The following is an 18,280-nucleotide window of genomic DNA, read 5'->3' as shown; positions in this document are numbered from 1 at the left end:
GTATCACAGAGCCGTTAGGAAACCTACTAGATTGACCGATATCAGATCAAAAATTGCAACATACCCACCAAGGAGTAGCATGGCTACAACTACTACTACTGTAGAATCACTTATCTCTTTATAGCGCTTGAGTCCTTTTTCGCGAAGATCCCAAGGCCATTGGGCTTTTCCCAACTCAGCTTTTACCTCTACGATGAAGTTGCGGGCTCTCTCAATCATCCTTGCTATCTTGTGGCCCAAGAGGGGAGCAGCTCCCACACGCTCAGGCCAGGAGGGACTTGAACCCACAACCAACGGTTTTGGAGACCGCTACTCTGCCAATTGAGCTACTGGCCTTCAATGTGAGTGAGTGACCAATATGAGTGAGTGAACATCTACTCTAGGACATCGGAAACACGACCAGCGCCGACAGTACGCCCACCCTCACGAATGGCGAAGCGGATAGTCTTCTCCATTGCGATAGGGGCATCTAGCTCAACGTCAAGGGTAACGTTATCGCCTGGCATAACCATTTCTACGCCTTCAGGAAGCTGTACCTTCCCTGTTACGTCCGTGGTGCGAAAGTAGAATTGGGGGCGGTAGTTGCTGAAGAAGGGAGTATGACGTCCCCCTTCATCCTTACTTAGGACATACACTTCTGCCTTAAATTTTTTGTGGCCGGTAATGGAATTGGGTTTGGCGATAACCTGCCCACGCTCAACTTCGTCTTTCTTAAGACCACGCAGCAAAAGACCAACATTATCACCGGCGCGCGCTTCATCGAGAAGTTTACGGAACATTTCAATATCAGTTACGACGGTCTTCCTTGTCTTAGTATCTCTGGAGAGACCGACGATTTCAACTTCTTCCATCTTTTTGAGGATGCCGCGTTCCACACGCCCTGTAGCCACAGTCCCACGACCTTCGATGTTAAAAACGTCCTCAATGGGCATCAAGAAAGGCTTATCAATAGGCCTCTCCGGTGTGGGAATGTACTTATCTACTGCTTCGACGAGCTGTAAAACTTGTTTTTCTCCTTCAAGATCGGCATTCAAGGCCTTCAGAGCGCTCCCCTTAATGATAGGAATATCATTTCCAGGAAAACCATACTTGGAAAGCAAGTCTCTCAGCTCCATTTCGACCAACTCCAGAAGGTCTGGGTCATCTACCATGTCTACTTTGTTTAGAAAGACCACCACAGACGGTACACCAACTTGACGGGCAAGAAGGATGTGCTCGCGAGTCTGCGGCATAGGACCGTCCGCTGCACTGCAGACGAGAATGGCACCATCCATCTGAGCTGCCCCTGTAATCATATTTTTTACATAATCTGCATGCCCAGGGCAATCCACATGAGCATAGTGACGGTAGTCGCTCTCGTATTCCACATGAGCAGTGGAAATGGTAATACCGCGTTCCTTCTCCTCCGGTGCGGCGTCGATCTCGTCATAAGCATACGCCTTGGCTTTGCCCTGCTTAGCAAGGCAAGTAGTAATCGCAGCAGTGAGAGTTGTCTTCCCGTGGTCTACGTGACCGATGGTCCCGACATTGCAGTGCAGTTTATCTCTTTTAAATGCTTCTTTTGCCATCTGTTATTGGTTATCGTTGGTGCTAATAAAGCGTTAGTGCTCGCGTTAGTCGCCCCTCTAAAGCCAGAGCGAGAGCCCATGACCGGGATTGAACCGGCGCCCTCGTCCTTACCAAGAACGTGCTCTGCCGACTGAGCTACATGGGCACAACCTGTCTTGAGCAAAAGATCTTGAGCTTTCTTATTCCCGGGAAGCTAGAAACCCCCCGTCCGCTTTCAGCCTACGCACAGGCAGAGGAGGCGCATCCATTTTCATTCCCGAGGGGAGGAGGAGACTCAGGCTAACTAATTAGAAGACTCTGTCAAAAACAAAATCCAACGAGACAAAAACTTCTCAAAACTTCTTAGCCGTTGAGCTGGCCCAATGCCCTCACGTGATTAACCCTCCCTATACTTCCGCGTGCCCCCTTGCCCTCTCTCTTTTCTTTGTACACATTAGCCTCCTCTCCCGCCTTCTTGCAGGTACCAGGATGAAAACCGAAAATGCGCGTCTACCTGCTGCTAGCTTGCGTCAGGTTCTCCGCGTAGCTCTGGGACCCCCATTTACCACAAGGTCCAGTAGAGAGAACCGGGGCCATCAACATAAAATGTCTCGGCTCCCGGTGTGCCAAGCATAATAAAGCAAAGCAATGTAGTTGAAATCCTGGCCAGAAGACTCATCATGTTACCATCTCGTTACAAGCGTGGAATAGGAAGAATACTGGAACGCGGTGACACGTAGTCTGAGCTATCTCTGCTTTACTTCATGGTGCGGTATTTCATGACTCTTGGAAAAAAATTCCTCACCAGTATCGTTGGCCTGCTAAGTCGCGTTATACTTGCTACGCTGCGCCTGCAGCTGGAAGATCACTCAGGATTTACAGTAGCCCCCCCCAGTTTTCCGGTGATCATTACTTTCTGGCACGATCGAATTTTTGCCGTTGCTCTAGCCTTCTTGCGGAAATACCCTGCTTGTCGGCGGGGCGTCTTTGTGCTCGCTAGCCCGAGCCGGGATGGAGAAATCCTTGCTGCAATTATGGCTGCTTTCCGCATAGGAACAGTGCGGGGATCGAGTTCCCGCCGCGGTTCTCAAGCACTCTTGGAGCTCACTACAAAGTTGCAACAAGGATTTGACATCGCCATCACCCCTGATGGCCCTCGTGGTCCACGATACTATCTTCATCCAGGCCCACTTTTCCTTGCCAGTACTACAGAGGCTCGCATCCTCCCTGTACATGCCTACTTCTCCCATGCTATCACCCTTAGAAGCTGGGATAGGTTCCGGATTCCTCTCCCTTTTTCGCGAGTGGGGATAGTTATCGCACCCTATGAAATGGTCGCTAAGGGTAGTGGGGAAGGAACTCTAGAAGCTGAACGTGCCCGCATCGAGGCTTTGCTAAAAAATGGGGCTGATTGACGGAATTAGTGTCGCAGAAAAAGTTCACGAGGAAACTCGTATCAGGATTGCAGCGCTCTCCTCCTATGGGATACGCCCAGGACTAGCAGTCATCCTGGTTGGCAACCAACCGACCTCGCGAGTGTACGTTAGGAAGAAGACCGAGCAATGTACCAGACTAGGACTTTACTCACTTAGGCTAGAGCTTCCAGATACCATCACTCAACAAGAGTTGCTTACCCGCATTGCCACACTAAACGATGATCCGAAGATTCATGGTATCCTTGTCCAGTCTCCCACCCCTCCCCATCTCAACGAAATTGAGATTGCGCGCGCTATTGATCCAAGAAAGGACGTAGACGGATTCCATCCCATCAATGTTGCAAAACTTGTGCTAGGGGATCCCTCTGGGTTGGTCCCTTGTACCCCACTCGGATGTAGACGCCTGCTCCTAGAGTATCAGGTCCCCACCAGCAGCGCCCACGCCGTCATTCTAGGGCGCAGCAGAATTGTTGGAAAACCCATGTCACTTCTGCTCATGTCAAAAGGAATTGGAGGAAATGCTACAGTCACGGTGGTCCACTCACTCACTCGCAATTTAGAAAGAATCACCCGCCAAGCCGATATTCTCATCTCCGCCATAGGGCGCCCTCACTTTCTCGATGGACGACATGTTTGTGAGGGTGCAGTAGTGATCGACGTTGGAATTAATCGCATAGAATGCCCAGGTACCCCAAGACACCGCCTAGTCGGCGATGTCCATTTCAAGCAAGTCGCCCCTAAGTGCTCACTGATTACCCCATCTCCCGGTGGGGTAGGCCCAATGACAATAGCTATGCTTCTTTCCAATACCGTCAAAGCATGTCGTCAAATCCATGGGTTATCCTTGTAGATTTGTCATTCTTCTATGGTGGCAAGGAGTGGGGGCGCCTAGCATCCATTATTCCCACGAGAGGGAAGTAACGATCCTGGTTTGAGCCGCCCACGGGTAAGTCATAAGTAAGTTGCCTGTAAGTATGTATATACAGAGCAGATCTCTTCCATTCTTAAAACCCGGCATGTTCCCAGGTAGAACAAGGCAGCTGCGCAAACAATAGTTAGTAGCGACACGCCGCGCACCCAGAGATGAGGAGAGGAAATCCATCCACTTCCCAGATGGGTTAGCCCCCAACAGGCTATCGCCATGGCCAGCGCAGAAACGAGCGTACGTAAAACTGTAGAGATGAACTGCAGGCTTTCCAGGCCCCCAATATAAGGCCTCATTCTGCAATAGAGAGCCACAAAATTAAAACAAGCCGACAGAGCTGTGGAAAGTGCGAGACCACGATAGCCAAGACCGAACTGGAAAGTAAGCAACCAATTGAGAAGCAAATTGAGCCCAATAGACAGAAGACTAACAAATGCAGGCTCCCACTTGCAACCAAGGGCGTAGAAGGCAGGGAAAAGTACTTTAATGCAAGAATAGCTGACCAAACCTAATGCGTACAATTGTAGAGCTATTGCGGTATGTAAGGTGTCATCCGGGCCAAATTTTCCGTGTTGATAAACCAAGCTAACAATAGGGGTGGCTAGAAAAATAAGCCCGACTGCTGAAGGAAGAGTGAGAAAGACCGACAAACGCATTGCCCTAGCTAGTGTTTCCCGTAGAAGGGTTATTTTTCTATCGGCTGCCAGCCTAGATACCGCCGGCAGGGTAACCGTTGCCACTGCTACACCAAAAACACCGAGTGGAAACTGCATTAGGCGGAAAGCGCAAGTCAACCAACTGATAGTTCCATCTTCCAGCCAAGAGGCGAAAATGGTGTTAACCATTACATTAACCTGGACTGCACTAGCAGCAAGGGTAGCTGGAGCCATCAGTTTTAGAATAGCCCGTAGATCTGGGTCGCAATGCCATTGGCAAGTGCGGACTAGATAGAAGGAAAATCCAGCCCTCTGTAAGGAGGGAAGCTGTATGATAAGTTGAAGTGCTCCACCTATTAGAACTCCTATAGCCAGGCCAACTAGTGACCTTTCCCCAAAAGAGGGATCTAGCAGCCAACTAAGAAATACCCCTCCGCCAACGAACCCCAGATTGAAAAAGCTTGATGCTATGGCAGGAATGCCAAAAACGTTACTGACGTTGAGCATTCCCATCACCAGTGCGGCCAGTGAAACCAACAAAATGAACGGAAACATAATCCGACACAGCAAAATGGTTAGTTGTGCTTTGTGCTCAGGGAATCCAGGAGCGAGCATTCCAACGATAGGTTGAGCTCCAATAATACCAAGCAGTACGATTGTGCTCATGAATGTTGTGACCCACATAATCACGCGAGATGCCAGGAGCCACGCAGATTTTTTGCCCTCCTTTGCCACTTTTCTGGAAAAAAGAGTTATAAAGGTTGTAGATAGCGCCCCTTCTGCAAACAAATCTCGTAAAAGATTAGGAGTACGGAACGCTGTAAGAAAGGCGTCCATGCTGCGTCCAGCTCCAAAAAGGGATGCTAAAGTCAACTCTCTTAGTAAGCCAATGATCCTTCCGAAAAGGATTGCACCAGCCACGATGCCTGCCGTCCGGATGCCGGAGTATCGTTTAGCCATTGGAAAAAAAACGCTTTCCGAAAGCCAAGGTGGCCTTTGTGAGTCTTTCCATAATGGCTGCTCCTAAACCTCCCTGCATAGGAAGGCGCTCGAAAAGAATAAGTTCTACTCCATATTCATCCAGTTCTCGCAAGCCGACATAAAGTTTAGCCGCTGCCTCACGAAGGTCATAGCGGCGGCTTAAATGCACGACAACCGAGAAGTTCTCCCCAGAAGATTTCCAAGCAAGCAATCCTGTTCGTATCCCACTAGGTGGCGGAGCGCCGTCCCAGAATTGACAGGGAGTTTTCGGTGCGTAATGGCTTTTAAGCGATCCTGGTGCTATTATCATCTTCCCCAGGGAATCTTCCACAGGAGAAAATGCTTCTAGTTCTTCTCTTGTTATTGGGCCATTCCGGTGCAAAAATAGGCGATCTGCTTGAAGAGAGACAATGGTAGATTCGATACCATGTAAACAGGGCCCACCATCGACTACCAGCGGAATCCTACCGTTAAGTTCAGACAAAACGTGAACAGCTCGTGTAGGACTGATCCTCCCGAAACGGTTGGCGCTTGGTGCAGCTAAAGGGCGCTCTAACCTCTGGGCAATTTTCTGGAATACGGGATGTGCGCTCATCCGTACCGCCACCCTGCTCTGCCCTGCGGTCACAATATCCGGCACCGTTGAGGTGCGAGGCAAAACCAACGTCAGTGGACCTGGCCAAAAAGTCTCTACCAAACGTTGCGCAAGCCGGGGGAATGTACAAAGGGACCTTAACCAACTGACTGTCGGCAAGTGAACGATTAGTGGATTATAAAGCGGGCGCTCCTTAGCTTCAAATATTCTAGCACAAGCTACCGGATTTAAGGCATCAGCTGCCAGACCATATACTGTCTCTGTAGGGAGGGCAACTACTTCTCCTTCTGTAAGCCAATAGACAGCCTCCTCTACATATCCTCCTTCTGTTTCTACAGAGACCACATGGGTTTTCATCGTATCTCCCTTGTCTGTCTATTGCTCTTCTCTTTTTGGAATATTGGAAGTACCAACGGGGGATGAATTTTTTTGTCAGAAGTGAACTAACTCTCGTACGAGCAGGGATTCCAGTCCCTTCTTCTACTCTCCTATAGTACCCTCCTATATCCTATAGGACTATAGTAGCAGTAACGGCATCAAGAACGCGATGCCTACCAACTACCTACGCCTAGTCTAGGCAATTAAAACATTGCAAATGCAGCCACAGATCGCACCCTAGGGTAGGGGGGTGATTATTTTTCCAGGCAGAACCCCATAATCAATTCCATCAAACCCCGCAGCTCCCTAAAGAACGGAACATGTGGGAGAAGCTCTTCCCAGCTGGGGGATAGGGCCCGTCTCGCACTTTTTATTATAGTCTCCACATCCATCCTTGACGCTATGGACCGTAAAAGATACCTGTGGCAGCTCAAAAGTAGTTTTGTTCTGCTCGTCGAGCAGGATAGATCCGTAGAATTGCGGAGCTGCCCTGCGCAGCAAATTAATTAATACAATTAGCTGTCTGCAACAACTGTAAGAATGAAACGACTATAAGAGATTATGCAGCCTGGACAAGTGTTGGACAACATTCTTCTTATTGGATTTATGGGTTCGGGAAAGAGCTCAGTGGGTAGGCAGCTTGCTATCTCACAAGGGAAGCGTTTTATAGACATTGACAAGGAAATCGTCGACGCTTGCGGGTTGGCTCTTTGTACCCTTTTCTACCGCGAGGGTGAAGAGGGGTTTCGGAACTGGGAGTCCTGTACATTGCGTCGCCTATCCGGCCAGCAGGGAATGATTCTTTCCACTGGAGGCGGGATCGTGCTTCGAGAGGAGAACCGTGTTTTGCTACGGAAGATGGGGATAGTAGTTTGGCTAGATGCTACTGCGGGTACACTTTTTGAGCGTGCCATGCGCTCCAAGGAGCGTCCCTTGCTTCAGGGTGAGGAGAATCCATGGAAGAAATTCACCTCCCTCTTGGACTTACGGAGGGGGTTGTACCGTGGACTCTCGGATCTCTACATCGACTCCTCCCATCTGACCCACGAGGAGGTCACATCAAAGATTATGGAGGATGTTGCCACTTGGAAGCACAATAGCGCCCACCATGCTGCTCACTGACGTTCTTCCGGAGAGAGAAATGTACTCCTTTGGGCTCATGTATTTTTAGACTAAAGCGAAATGATAAACGTTGGCATCAATGGATTTGGTAGGATCGGCCGATTGGTTTTCCGGGCCATCATAGAACAGGGATTACTTGGAAAGACAGTTCAGGTGGTGGCTATTAATGATTTGGTAGCTGCCAACAACTTGGCCTATCTCCTTAAGTATGACTCCACGCAGGGGAGGTTTTTAGGTGAGGTATATAGTGAAAAATCATCTCCCTTCACAAGGGATGATGACGTTTTAGTCGTAGGAGACTGCAGGATACCCTGCTTGTCCATCCAAGACGGACCCTCCGCCATCCCCTGGAAATCCCTCAATGCGGACATTGTTATCGAGAGTACTGGGCTATTTACGGAAGCTATTCAGGCCAGAGGGCACCTAGATGCCGGCGCTGGCCGGGTAATTATCTCCGCCCCGGCTAAGGGGGAGGATATTACCATTGTGATGGGTGTCAACCACGCAAGATATGATCCCAAAAAACACCGCATTATCTCTAATGCCAGTTGTACTACTAATTGCCTCGCCCCACTGGTCCACGTGCTTTTTCAGGAGGAGATAGGACTGGAGGAGGGTTTTCTGACCACCGTTCATAGTTATACAGCCACACAGAAAGCGGTGGATAGTCCCTCAAGAAGGGATTGGAGAGGGGGGCGCTCAGCAGCAATTAACATCATCCCAGCCACTACCGGGGCAGCGGAGGCTGTTGCCTTTGTAATTCCAAAGGTTCAAGGTAAACTCACGGGTATGGCATTTCGTGTCCCGACACCAACGGTTTCTGTAGTTGATCTCACCGTACGTACAGCCAGGGAGACTAGTTATCGAGAGATTTGCGCCGCCATGGAAAGGGCTAGTAAAACCTACTTGAGTGGCGTCCTGGCTACTACTAGTGACGAAGTAGTCAGCAGCGATTTCGTTCATGACACTCGCTCCAGCATTTTTGATGCTGGATCTGGTATCGAGCTAAATAGTAGATTCTTTAAGCTCGTCAGCTGGTACGATAACGAGTGGGGTTATTCAAATCGGTGTGTGGACTTACTGCGGCATATTGGTGGTGTGAACTCTGGTGGCTACTAAACTTTCTCTGCGAGACCTCGAAGTTTGCGGGAAACATGTGCTGGTTCGTGCAGACTTTAATGTACCCATCGAGGATTCCTGCCTTGTTGATGACACACGCGTTGTAGAAAGCTTGCCGACTCTGCTCTTTCTGAGAAAGAGGGGGGCGCGCGTCGTTTTGCTATCCCATCTTGGGCGTCCTGAGGGTAAGCCGGTCGCGAAGTTATCTCTTAGGCCGGTATTTAAACATCTTCAGAGACTACTCGGTAATGGTGGCAGGAACGTCTTCTTTTGTCCAGAATGTGTGGGTCCACTTGCTAGGGCAGCGGTGCTTGCACTAAAAGATGGTGACATTCTCCTCCTGGAGAATGTCCGTTTCCATCCTGGAGAGGAAACAAATGATTCTATATTTTCTGCAGAGCTTGCTCAGCTCGGGGAGATCTATGTTAATGATGCCTTTGGCGCTACTCACCGTGCCCATGCCTCAACTGTAGGTATAGCTGCTCACCTTCCTGTCTCTGCCACCGGTCTGCTTGTGGAAAGGGAACTCCACTTTTTACAGGGACAGCTTAAAAGCCCCAGGAAACCCTTTCTAGTCCTCCTAGGGGGGGCAAAGGTATCAGACAAGATTGGTGTTATTGGGGCTCTTATAGAAAGAGCAGACAAATTTTTAATTGGTGGAGCCATGGCTTATACTTTTTTAAAGGCTCAAGGAATACCAGTTGGGAATAGCTTGCTAGGGACAGACAATTGCGATCTTGCTAGAAGGCTCCTATCCCTGTCGAAGGCAAGGGGTCTTGAGTTTTTTCTTCCACTGGATGCTGTCGAAACCCTAAAAGTCAGGCCTGGAGCGTTGTGTAGGAATACCCCCATTTTCTCCCAGAGCACGGGTATTACTCGCGGTTGGATTGGAGTGGATATTGGGGTAAAAACTCGGGCTCTTTACTCTGCAGAAATTGCACGCGCATCTACCATTTTATGGAATGGTCCTCTAGGCGTGTTCGAGATCCAGGAATTCTCTTCCGGGACACGTGCCATTGCAGAAGCAATTGCTGCTAATCCTATGTCCGTTTCCATAGTAGGGGGAGGGGATTCGGTTACCGCGGTTAAAAGTTTTGACCTAGGAGACAAGATGACTTTTCTTTCCACGGGGGGTGGGGCCTCCTTGAGGCTCCTAGAAGGGAATCATTTACCTGGTATTGAGGCACTCACAGATAAAAAATAGGGCAGCTCATGCGCAAGAAAATTATTGCCGCTAACTGGAAGATGTACATGACAGTGACAGAAACTGAGAATTTCTATCGCGCTTTTTCTGCCGAAGTTCCACGAAACAACCGATTCGAAATCCTCATTGCTCCTCCTGCTACGGCGCTAGCAAAACTTTCTGAGCTTAACGCTCGTGCTTCTCAAAGAATCCGTCTTGCTGCACAAAATATGTTTTATGAGGAATCTGGAGCCTATACTGGAGAGATTAGCCCTACAATGCTTAGGGAACTATTTGTCCAATATGTTCTCTTGGGACACAGCGAACGTCGGCAGATTTTTGGGGAAAGTGATGTTCTAATTGCTAGGAAAGTATGCGCGGCTTTGCACTATAGACTGTGTCCCATCCTTTGTATCGGAGAAACTCGGGGGCAACGAGATGCTGGGAAAGAAAAAGAAGTTTTGGAGCACCAGCTACGCGTTGCTCTACAAGAAGTAGAGTCCTCAAAGTTAGAAAGCATTGTGGTTGCTTACGAGCCTGTTTGGGCTATTGGTGCGGAACAGAGCGCGACCCCGGAACAGGCACAGCAGTCACACACCTTCATCCGTTGCGTTCTCACGCACCTTTTTGATTCAGCGATCGCCGTAAAAATTCCGATCCAATACGGAGGAAATGTTCACGCTGCCAATGTAGTCGAGTTTCTCTCACAGCCAGATATTGATGGGGTGCTTGTAGGTAGGGCTAGTTTAGAAGCACGTAAGTTCGCAGACATAATAAAGGCTGCTAACGAGCTACCCTAGGGTAGTATAGAGGCCTATGCCACCTGTACTTGTCATTTGGGTCTGTTGCCATGGACCACGTCAAGACGCCCTATCAGGAAAGGCAGAAGCTGCTAGGTGGTTCGGCTTCTTATTCTACTATCGCAGCTAGCTTTTTTCCCCAGTACGCCTTGTAGGAGTTGTAGGTGAAGATTTCCCAGAAGAATACTGGAGCTTGCTAGCCTCCAGATCAGTTGGTCTGGATGGATTGCAGGTTGCAAAAGGAAAAACCTTCCAGTAGTCCGTAGTGTGCCATACTAACATGGACGGGAGAACAACAATTTCTACGAGGCTAAACGTGCTTCAAGATTTCTCCCCCAACTCTTCCTAGAGTCTACCAGACTACTCCGTATGTGTTACTGTTACTAGCCAACGTTTCACCGAAACTCCAGAAATATACCCTAGGTCAAGTGCAATCGCCCCTCTTTATCGCAGCAAATACCATGGATTTTTGGATAAAAGAGGCCAGGAAAACTTTGCTGTCCTTGCTAAGATACGCGGATATGCTTATTCTTAACGAGCACGAGGCACGGGAACTGACTGGGGTGACAGACTTAGTACGCGCCGGTAATCTTATCCTTGAGCTAGGACCAGAATTCGTAGTTCTCAGCAAGGGAGAACACGGAGCTTTGCTTCTTGGAAAAAACTCCCTCTTCAGTTGTCCAGCATATCCATTAGGAGCGGTCCGTGATCCCACCGGTGCTGGGGACAGTTTCGCGGGGGGGAAGGATGATAGGCTACCTTGCCAATGCCTGCAATGAAAAGAACTCTTCTGGAATTACTTTCGAAAAGTTGCGTCTAGCTGTTATCTATGGCACGGTCCTAGCCAGCTTCAGCGTTGAGGCCTTCGGGTTAGAGCGTCTATGCACGCTTACTTGGCTGGACATAGAGAGGCGCTACAATTCACTTTGTACTCTGGGCCAGTTTCCCTTCTAGCCAGAATAAATAAGCTTAGGATCCAGCTTATCTCTTTGTGTGCACCGCTGTCCCCCGCAGCGTTCTGCGCCACGTGCATGTGGAGGTACGCCTAAGCAGAAAACTAGGAGAACGACAGGCACCCATGCTTTTCCATGTCGGAAGAAGATGAGAAACATTTCGGCCCACTGTTTTATGCGACCGAGTGTGAAAAACAGACGCTTAGTGCGGAGCATGGGGAGGAGATAACAGCGGGTTACGATATAGCAATTTAATTCGTTGGACCTTACTTTGCATGGATCGTACTTCAGCGCTGTCTTCCAAGCAATCTGTCGATGATCACGGCCATCCCGTTAAGATCTGGACCCTCTCTTTTCGGTTCTACTTTTCCTCCAACAGCCAAAAAATTGCCTGGTTCCCCCCCCGACGCGCTATTACGGGTGGATTTACGACGAGCAGCCAGGAAATCTGGAGAATCTATTGCTTTTTCCATATAGCCGAGAACGCCGATCATGAAGGAAAAGAGTTTCACAGAAGAACGGAAGGATTACCGTCTTGGACGATTGCGCAAGAAAGACCTGCCCCCTGACCCCATAGACCAGTTTTTCCTCTGGCTTAACGAGGCTTTCGTCGCGAGGATAACAGAGCCGACCGCAATGAGTCTAGCTACCGTTGACTTAGATGGCAGCCCACTCCTCCGGACTGTTTTGTTAAAGAGGGTAGACCAACGCGGCTTTATATTTTTCACTAACTTGAAGAGCCGTAAGGCCAGCCAGCTGCAAAAGAACGCGACTGCTGCACTGTTGTTTCCTTGGTTACTCTTAGAACGCCAAGTCATCATTACTGGAAAGGCCCAGCCATTGTCTCCAGCAGAAGCTTCCGAGTATTTTCTCTCCCGTCCCCGCAAGAGCCAGCTATCCACCTGGGCATCTCCTCAAAGCCAGATTGTCCCCTCCCGGATGTTCCTAGAAAGGGAGTGGGAAGCCATCGAGAGCAAATTTAGGGAAAGAGAAATTCCTGTTCCTCCTTTTTGGGGTGGCTTTTGCGTAACCCCGAAAACAATTGAATTCTGGCAGGGTGGACAACATCGCCTACATGATCGCTTACAGTATAGAAAAGATACTCGGAATGTTTGGGTAATTGATCGCCTTGCTCCGTAGCGCTCGCCTCTCCCTAAACCCCTTAGCTCTCATTTTAAGCTTTTAGTGGAGAAAAATTGTTATAGCCGATCTATGATCCATTGCGGGATGCCCCGAAGGAATCGGGAAGGAGAGTAAAAGGCTTTACCGCGAATCCCCAAGCCAAATTTAGGATAACTGAAATAGAGTTCATCTCTACAGCGCGTTATACCAACGTAAAACAACCGTCGCTCTTCCTCCAGGTCTTCCGGATTTTCCAGGGAGCGTGCATTAGGAAACATGCCTTCCGCCAGCCAAATCAAGAAAACGACTTTCCACTCCAGTCCTTTAGCTTGATGGATTGAAGAGAGGGTCACCTTTTCAGGTTTATAGGACGATGGAGTCTTGTCAGTAGCGTCTCCGGCTCCAAGCAGGGCAAGTTGAGAGAGGAAGTCTTCACAATTCTCGAAGTTCCGTGCAAATGCTATCAGGGTGTGAATGTCTTCCCGCCTAGTGTCACAATCGGAAAAACGCGCTTTCATGTAATCCCCATAGACGGTAGATAGAACCGCCTCGATTAAGGAAGCAGGAGATGACAGGAAAGATTTTGATCTTTCCAGGAAACAAGCCAGATGAGACCAGCTCCGTTTAGATTTTGATGGGACCTTCAGCTTGAATAGAGGGGAGAAATCGTTCCTGCTTCCAAAAAGCGTAGCAGTCTCTTTCCAGAAAGATGCCGCGGACCTTATCCCGATGCCTGGAATCAACTGGACCATACGTTTGAAGGCAAATTCGTCCCTCGAATTTGCTACAAATCTTACAAACGCTAGCATGTCCTTGACGTGGGTCTGCTCAAAAAACCGCGGTCCACTCGTAATAAAAAAAGGGATGGCTTGACGAGTAAGTTCTAGTTGGACCTCCATTGAATGGTAATGAGCACGATATAGGACGGCTATGTCGCTGAGCGACATGCCGCTTTCCTGGAAACCGACGATACGTTCGGCCACAAAAGAGGCCTGTTCAGCACTTGTGGAAAGCGACGCTAAAGTTGGCTTGTTTCCCCTAGAGGGGCGTGCCGCAACTAGTGTTTTTTTGAACTGGTTTTTGTTGGCATAGATCACTACATTGGCCACGGAAAGGATCTCTGGGGTGCTGCGGTGGTTGGTCTCTATTCGAAAAACGGAAGCGCTAGGATGGCGTTTGGGAAAATCCAGGATGGTCTTGAAGTGTGCCCCTCTCCAAGAGTAAATCGACTGCGCATCATCCCCAACCGCCATAATATTCCCGTGTCTAGCAGCTAGTCGCTCCACAAATTTAGACTGAAGTTGATTGATGTCCTGGTATTCATCCACCAGGATGTGGGAGAATTTTTCCCCGTAAAACTCTGCGATGTCTCCGTACGCCTCCAGTAGCTCGAGGGGTTTAGCGAGCAAATCGTCGAAATCCATGGAATTAGCTTCGTACTTGCGTCTCTTGAACACGGTGGCTATGTGCCCAATCTGTTCTGCCAGAACAGTAAAATAGGGGTAGTGACGCGCTAAAACAGCTGAGATAGGATCCGCGGCATTAACTGCCAGACTAAAGATTGCTGAAAGTACTTCTGCTTTCGGGAAATGCTCGCCTGTGGCGAGTAATCCTTCCTCCTTCACTACGGAAGCAATCATCCTCTGTTGATCCTCACGATCAAGGATAGAAAATCCCCGATGAAATCCAAGCCTGTCCGCATGGACGCGCAGGATGCGATTCCCAATGGCATGGAATGTCCCTCCCCAAATGCCGTCACTGCCTTGTGGAATCAAGGCAGTGACGCGCCCGAGCATCTCTCTCGCCGCTTTGTTGGTAAATGTCAAAAGAAGGATATTTTTTGCTGGAACCCCCAACTCCAGTAGCCAGGCTACCCGGTGAGTCAAGGTGCGAGTTTTTCCGCTTCCTGCTCCGGCAATTACCAAACTAGCCCCTACTTTAGCTCTTACAGCAGCCATCTGTTGAGCATCTAGACTGGACCAAATAGCATTTCCTTGGGAGCGCACTGTCGTCTGGTTCTGCTTCGTTGCCATCTAGTTTAAACAACTAATGCCTACCACTAGCACTAACCCTACATTTAGAGGGAGGTAAGACACCAAAAAGCATGGCGAGCAACGTTATCCCCTCCCAAACGTCTTTTTGGATTTAAACGGAGAACGGGCCACGCCCGTTCTGGACGGGGAGACGAGCCGTGCAGCAGTGACCTCCTCAGGCCGCATTCCGAGCCCATAGGCTAGTAAGCTTTGCGCTTCTCCCCATATCCTCAAGCGTACAGACACCCCGAGAATCACCGCAATTACCTCTTTTTCCCCCCATTTGCCACTCGCGATCAGGCAATGGCCAGCGCCCCTGGTATACCCAGTTTTCATACCATTGCAAAAGGCATATTTTAGGAGATGATTGGTGTTGCAGAGCAATCTAATTTTTCCATCGTTAAAGTAAAAGTGGTAGGTGCGGCAGTTGATAATAGCCCGCAGGAGAGGATAAGCGTACACGGCTCTTGCAACAATAGCCATGTCTCGTGCGGTGGAGTACTGTCCATTTAGTGGTAGGCCATTAGGATTGGCAAAGTGGGAGGTGTTACCGTGTAACTCGACCATACGCCGATTCATCTTTTCTGCGAAAGCCGCTACGCTGCCCGCATTATCTCGTGCCAGGGCAGCAGCTACATCGTTTGCACTTTTCATTAACATTACGGTAAGGAGCGTGCGGCGAGTATATGTTTCCCCAGGCCGTAGCCCTAACTTAAGAGGAGGCTCCATAGTATCAGATCTTTTGATGGTTACAGGTTTGTCTAGACCGCCATTTTCCGCAACAATCAGGGCGGTAAGAAGCTTTTGGGTACTAGCGACTTGTCTTGGCTGGGTCTCGTTTTGTCTAAACAGTATTGTGCCTGTGTGGGCGTCAAATAACACTACCGCCTTTGCGGTAAGAACCGGAGGACTAGCCTTATGAAAGGGGTGTCGTCTGTTGAAAGTAATTAGCTCTTTGTAAGAGCGAAGGTTTGCATTGGCTTCCGGGACAGGAATCACCATGAGAGAGCATACAGACGTCAATGGAAGCATCTTGCAGAAGATGCAGACAATAGATGTGCCCATGGACCTGTTCATTCCGAGGGATAAGATGGATCGCGCCAATGTCTTTCAAGGCCGCCATTTACGCAAGAAAATCCCCAGAAGAGGTAAGGGGAACCTCACGAACCGGTTTGACGGATAAGAAGAGCTGTACGTTGTTTTAAAAAAACTCTGGTAGATAACCCCTTTGTAGTTGCGGCAGAGGTAAGTGGATGTGAAGTGATTTCATCTTTCCTCAACATTTGATTTATTAATGACCACTCATCATTGGAAATAGAAGCTTCGACTTCGAAGAGGCACACCAGCCCAGAACAGAAGAGATTTTTCACTGGTCTGGAGGCAAGGTACCATGAATCATTCTCCACCCAATAGGGTGACGATGGCTTATTATTGCCGCATACGCATCTGCTTCTCCTCCTATGTAGGGGATTGCAATGAGATCAGCATATGCCCCAGGGGCAATCTTTCCTAGCCTATGTGCTTGTCCAATTGCTTTTGCTGGATGAGCAGTAACCATTTTAAATACTTCTGGCTCAGACACATAAGGATGTTCATGCAGAAAGAGCTGCATTTCCTCAAACAAATTCAATGAGTCATTGCTGGCCAAGCTATCTGTGCCTAAACAGGTGGTAATGCCATACTGTTTAAAACGGTCAAAATTGAATTTTTTCCTTCTAAAGTAGGCATGAGTTTTTGGACAGTGGACAACGTGGAAGTCTCGATGATTATGCATGAACGTCCAATCGTCTTCATCTAGATAGTTCATATGTACAAGGAGTGCTCCCATGGGCATGAGCTTTTCCCCTAGCAATAGGGCGACAGGCGATTTCTTTCCGCAGTCCGACATATTACGCCCCAATCCTTGTAGGAATTCAAAGAGAGAACCAACACCATCGCGAAACATTTCTAGCTCCTCGGACGTTTCGGCAAGGTGGGTACTGACCGGGAGTATGTATTTTTCTGCACAGAACTTAACAAAACGATAGAGAGCAACCGAGGCAGTATAGGGGGAGTGGGGTGCGAGGCCGACCTTGCTATTTCCCATAGAATGCCCACCAAGAAACTCGGCCATCGTTCCAAGAAGGGCCTCCGCACGAATACGAGACCGGACATCCATTAGCTCAAAAAACCACCAAACTCGAGGAGATAATAGAGGAAAACGAGGAAGAGGGGCTGGATGGGAAGCAATGTTAAGAACCGAGGTGATCCCCCACCTGGAAAGTTCTTCCAATCCCATTCTAACGGCTGCCAAGTAGTCCCCATCAGTGCAGAACCTTTTTAGGGAGTTGAGGTTTTGTATCCACCGTGTAAAACAATTTGTGCGGGTAACAGACCGCCCAATGATGGTGTACTCCAGGTGGCAGTGGGCATTAATTAGCCCAGGTAGCAAAAGCTGCTCACCGAGATCTATCTCCTCCTCCACCTGCACAGCATCCAGGTCCTCAAAGGGGCCAACAGCCACTATCCATTCTGCCATTGTTATTACAGCAGCGTTTTCAATGGGTCCTCCTGGAGTTAACACCATACGTGCGCGGAGACGCTTCACAGGGTAAGTATAGTCTGCTTTACTACGCGCCGTGCCGCTGCAACAAATAAGTTGCAAGCCTCTGAGCAAAGCAATGGAATTTTGTGAATATCATCTCCTTCTTGCCAATTTGCTGTAGAGCAGTGGATTTCCCATAAAATTTTCCGCAGGCACTTTTTTGTGCAAAAATTTCGGATGAGCTCCTCTGCCTGTCCATCGGTAGTTCTTACTGTGATGCGATACATCCCGCTTTGGCGTGCTAAGGTTCTTCGAAGTGGAGTTCCAACCAAACGCTTCCTTAGTAGAGATAGCCACAGGCCTAAGGCTGCAGGATAGAGAAAATCTATTGCTACATGGAGCTCTTCGATGGAGGATAACCTCAATTCCCAGCCATGACGCAGATTAGGAGCGCTCTTTAGAGGGCGATATTGGCCCTCGTCGTCAAACCGCGCAATCTCTCCTGCTGCCTCAGGCTCTGTATATATACGCAAGCCGTTGCAAGCGGCAACTTCAGCATCTTCCGTATGAAAGATCCGGAAGTCTCTAGTAAATGTTACTTGCCCAATTTGTGCGAGCTCCTTCTCCAAACAGGATTGGAGCAAGGTGTGAAAGGTGTTGAGATTCAAAGAGAGAGTAGGAGTCATTAGGTAGTATCGATCGGCCGCCAACTTAAGGATTGCATACACGGAAATGCTAGGGAGAGGGGGGATATTTTTACGGATAGTCAGTGCAGGGTTCTGCATGAAGAGTGACCAGTTTGGTCAAAGTTGTGTCCCATGAGTACATTAAAGCCGCCTTGTCATCCAAACAGTTGAAAAACAGTACAATGCACTCAGGATCCACCAAGATCCCGCATAATCCTC

At 49.0% G+C, this 18,280-nt stretch carries 18 protein-coding genes and 2 tRNA genes; 9 read left to right on the top strand and 11 right to left on the bottom strand.

Going from position 1 to position 18,280, the window contains the following annotated elements; genetic code table 11:
• Positions 1–3: 3 nt before the first annotated feature.
• The 4 genes from JMM79_00575 to JMM79_00560 all read right to left on the bottom strand — a co-directional run bounded on the left by JMM79_00575 (position 4) and on the right by JMM79_00560 (position 1,714).
• Complete coding sequence (locus JMM79_00575; GenBank protein ID QQY08472.1) at positions 4–219, bottom strand: preprotein translocase subunit SecE; 216 nt, start codon at positions 217–219, stop codon at positions 4–6.
• Positions 220–263: 44 nt separating this feature from the next.
• A tRNA-Trp gene (locus JMM79_00570) sits at positions 264–336 on the bottom strand.
• A 38-nt stretch (positions 337–374) separates the two neighbouring features.
• Positions 375–1,568, bottom strand: coding sequence for an elongation factor Tu (gene tuf / locus JMM79_00565; protein ID QQY08471.1), 1,194 nt, complete (start codon positions 1,566–1,568; stop codon positions 375–377).
• A gap of 73 nt (positions 1,569–1,641) precedes the next feature.
• Positions 1,642–1,714, bottom strand: a tRNA-Thr gene (locus JMM79_00560).
• Between the two features lie 598 nt (positions 1,715–2,312).
• On the opposite strand from JMM79_00560, the gene JMM79_00555 reads away from it, so the two are divergent.
• Together JMM79_00555 and JMM79_00550 are read left to right on the top strand one after the other, a co-directional pair.
• A complete protein-coding gene (locus JMM79_00555; GenBank protein ID QQY08470.1) occupies positions 2,313–2,963 on the top strand; it encodes a lysophospholipid acyltransferase family protein in 651 nt (216 codons plus the stop codon).
• Positions 2,950–3,834, top strand: a complete 885-nt coding sequence (locus JMM79_00550) for a bifunctional 5,10-methylenetetrahydrofolate dehydrogenase/5,10-methenyltetrahydrofolate cyclohydrolase (protein QQY08469.1) — start codon at positions 2,950–2,952, stop codon at positions 3,832–3,834. Before JMM79_00555 ends, JMM79_00550 begins: the two co-directional genes overlap by 14 nt.
• Positions 3,835–3,935: 101 nt before the next feature.
• Here the strand turns inward: JMM79_00550 and murJ are convergent, their stop codons facing one another.
• Both murJ and JMM79_00540 read right to left on the bottom strand, forming a co-directional pair.
• Positions 3,936–5,525: a murein biosynthesis integral membrane protein MurJ gene (gene murJ, locus JMM79_00545; GenBank protein QQY08468.1), complete on the bottom strand. Its 1,590-nt coding sequence runs from the start codon at positions 5,523–5,525 to the stop codon at positions 3,936–3,938.
• The gene (locus JMM79_00540; GenBank protein QQY08467.1) at positions 5,518–6,498 is read right to left on the bottom strand and encodes a threonylcarbamoyl-AMP synthase; all 981 of its coding nucleotides are present in this window, start codon (positions 6,496–6,498) and stop codon (positions 5,518–5,520) included. Before JMM79_00540 ends, murJ begins: the two co-directional genes overlap by 8 nt.
• 582 nt (positions 6,499–7,080) lie before the next feature.
• Here JMM79_00540 and JMM79_00535 point away from each other — a divergent pair.
• The 5 genes from JMM79_00535 to JMM79_00515 all read left to right on the top strand — a co-directional run bounded on the left by JMM79_00535 (position 7,081) and on the right by JMM79_00515 (position 11,522).
• Positions 7,081–7,641 (top strand): shikimate kinase, encoded by a 561-nt coding sequence (locus JMM79_00535; protein QQY08466.1) that lies wholly within the window; start codon positions 7,081–7,083, stop codon positions 7,639–7,641.
• A gap of 60 nt (positions 7,642–7,701) precedes the next feature.
• On the top strand, positions 7,702–8,760 hold the full coding sequence (gene gap, locus JMM79_00530) for a type I glyceraldehyde-3-phosphate dehydrogenase (GenBank protein ID QQY08465.1): 1,059 nt from the start codon (positions 7,702–7,704) through the stop codon (positions 8,758–8,760).
• Entirely contained in the window at positions 8,747–9,964 is a 1,218-nt protein-coding gene (locus JMM79_00525) for a phosphoglycerate kinase (GenBank protein ID QQY08718.1), read from the top strand. Before gap ends, JMM79_00525 begins: the two co-directional genes overlap by 14 nt.
• Before the next feature lie 8 nt (positions 9,965–9,972).
• Positions 9,973–10,743: a triose-phosphate isomerase gene (locus tag JMM79_00520; protein ID QQY08464.1), complete on the top strand. Its 771-nt coding sequence runs from the start codon at positions 9,973–9,975 to the stop codon at positions 10,741–10,743.
• A 461-nt stretch (positions 10,744–11,204) separates the two neighbouring features.
• Positions 11,205–11,522 carry a hypothetical protein gene (locus JMM79_00515; GenBank protein QQY08463.1) on the top strand — a complete coding sequence of 106 codons (318 nt, stop codon included), beginning with the start codon at positions 11,205–11,207 and terminating at the stop codon, positions 11,520–11,522.
• A gap of 461 nt (positions 11,523–11,983) precedes the next feature.
• On the opposite strand, the gene JMM79_00510 is transcribed toward JMM79_00515, so the two are convergent.
• Positions 11,984–12,190: a hypothetical protein gene (locus JMM79_00510; GenBank protein QQY08462.1), complete on the bottom strand. Its 207-nt coding sequence runs from the start codon at positions 12,188–12,190 to the stop codon at positions 11,984–11,986.
• Here JMM79_00510 and pdxH point away from each other — a divergent pair.
• A complete protein-coding gene (gene pdxH, locus JMM79_00505) occupies positions 12,189–12,836 on the top strand; it encodes a pyridoxamine 5'-phosphate oxidase (GenBank protein ID QQY08461.1) in 648 nt (215 codons plus the stop codon). The genes JMM79_00510 and pdxH overlap by 2 nt on opposite strands.
• A gap of 59 nt (positions 12,837–12,895) precedes the next feature.
• Here the strand turns inward: pdxH and JMM79_00500 are convergent, their stop codons facing one another.
• Together JMM79_00500 and JMM79_00495 are read right to left on the bottom strand one after the other, a co-directional pair.
• Complete coding sequence (locus JMM79_00500) at positions 12,896–14,776, bottom strand: UvrD-helicase domain-containing protein (GenBank protein ID QQY08717.1); 1,881 nt, start codon at positions 14,774–14,776, stop codon at positions 12,896–12,898.
• A gap of 159 nt (positions 14,777–14,935) precedes the next feature.
• Positions 14,936–15,853 (bottom strand): D-alanyl-D-alanine carboxypeptidase, encoded by a 918-nt coding sequence (locus JMM79_00495; GenBank protein ID QQY08460.1) that lies wholly within the window; start codon positions 15,851–15,853, stop codon positions 14,936–14,938.
• Here JMM79_00495 and JMM79_00490 point away from each other — a divergent pair.
• Positions 15,852–16,034, top strand: coding sequence for a hypothetical protein (locus JMM79_00490; GenBank protein QQY08459.1), 183 nt, complete (start codon positions 15,852–15,854; stop codon positions 16,032–16,034). The genes JMM79_00495 and JMM79_00490 overlap by 2 nt on opposite strands.
• Positions 16,035–16,217: 183 nt before the next feature.
• On the opposite strand, the gene JMM79_00485 is transcribed toward JMM79_00490, so the two are convergent.
• Both JMM79_00485 and JMM79_00480 read right to left on the bottom strand, forming a co-directional pair.
• Entirely contained in the window at positions 16,218–17,417 is a 1,200-nt protein-coding gene (locus tag JMM79_00485) for an amidohydrolase family protein (GenBank protein QQY08458.1), read from the bottom strand.
• A 17-nt stretch (positions 17,418–17,434) separates the two neighbouring features.
• Entirely contained in the window at positions 17,435–18,160 is a 726-nt protein-coding gene (locus tag JMM79_00480) for a hypothetical protein (protein ID QQY08457.1), read from the bottom strand.
• Positions 18,161–18,280 lie beyond the last annotated feature (120 nt).

Source organism: Candidatus Xiphinematobacter sp., assembly GCA_016766635.1.
Classification (GTDB): Bacteria; Verrucomicrobiota; Verrucomicrobiia; order Chthoniobacterales; family Xiphinematobacteraceae; genus Xiphinematobacter.
Note: the sequence above shows the minus strand (reverse complement) of the source record. Positions and strands in the feature narration are given on the sequence as shown.

What these genes read in the sequence shown, in the direction of transcription:
- JMM79_00515 (QQY08463.1), top strand. Translation starts at nt 11,205, where the DNA reads ATGGATTTTTGGATAAAAGAGGCCAGGAAAACTTTGCTGTCCTTGCTA.
- JMM79_00535 (QQY08466.1), top strand. Translation starts at nt 7,081, where the DNA reads ATGCAGCCTGGACAAGTGTTGGACAACATTCTTCTTATTGGATTTATG.
- gap (QQY08465.1), top strand. Translation starts at nt 7,702, where the DNA reads ATGATAAACGTTGGCATCAATGGATTTGGTAGGATCGGCCGATTGGTT.
- murJ (QQY08468.1), bottom strand. Translation starts at nt 5,525, where the DNA reads ATGGCTAAACGATACTCCGGCATCCGGACGGCAGGCATCGTGGCTGGT.
- JMM79_00555 (QQY08470.1), top strand. Translation starts at nt 2,313, where the DNA reads ATGGTGCGGTATTTCATGACTCTTGGAAAAAAATTCCTCACCAGTATC.
- JMM79_00480 (QQY08457.1), bottom strand. Translation starts at nt 18,160, where the DNA reads ATGCAGAACCCTGCACTGACTATCCGTAAAAATATCCCCCCTCTCCCT.
- JMM79_00575 (QQY08472.1), bottom strand. Translation starts at nt 219, where the DNA reads ATGATTGAGAGAGCCCGCAACTTCATCGTAGAGGTAAAAGCTGAGTTG.
- JMM79_00520 (QQY08464.1), top strand. Translation starts at nt 9,973, where the DNA reads ATGCGCAAGAAAATTATTGCCGCTAACTGGAAGATGTACATGACAGTG.
- JMM79_00550 (QQY08469.1), top strand. Translation starts at nt 2,950, where the DNA reads ATGGGGCTGATTGACGGAATTAGTGTCGCAGAAAAAGTTCACGAGGAA.
- JMM79_00495 (QQY08460.1), bottom strand. Translation starts at nt 15,853, where the DNA reads ATGGTGATTCCTGTCCCGGAAGCCAATGCAAACCTTCGCTCTTACAAA.
- tuf (QQY08471.1), bottom strand. Translation starts at nt 1,568, where the DNA reads ATGGCAAAAGAAGCATTTAAAAGAGATAAACTGCACTGCAATGTCGGG.
- JMM79_00490 (QQY08459.1), top strand. Translation starts at nt 15,852, where the DNA reads ATGAGAGAGCATACAGACGTCAATGGAAGCATCTTGCAGAAGATGCAG.
- JMM79_00485 (QQY08458.1), bottom strand. Translation starts at nt 17,417, where the DNA reads ATGGTGTTAACTCCAGGAGGACCCATTGAAAACGCTGCTGTAATAACA.
- JMM79_00500 (QQY08717.1), bottom strand. Translation starts at nt 14,776, where the DNA reads ATGGCTGCTGTAAGAGCTAAAGTAGGGGCTAGTTTGGTAATTGCCGGA.
- pdxH (QQY08461.1), top strand. Translation starts at nt 12,189, where the DNA reads ATGAAGGAAAAGAGTTTCACAGAAGAACGGAAGGATTACCGTCTTGGA.
- JMM79_00510 (QQY08462.1), bottom strand. Translation starts at nt 12,190, where the DNA reads ATGATCGGCGTTCTCGGCTATATGGAAAAAGCAATAGATTCTCCAGAT.
- JMM79_00540 (QQY08467.1), bottom strand. Translation starts at nt 6,498, where the DNA reads ATGAAAACCCATGTGGTCTCTGTAGAAACAGAAGGAGGATATGTAGAG.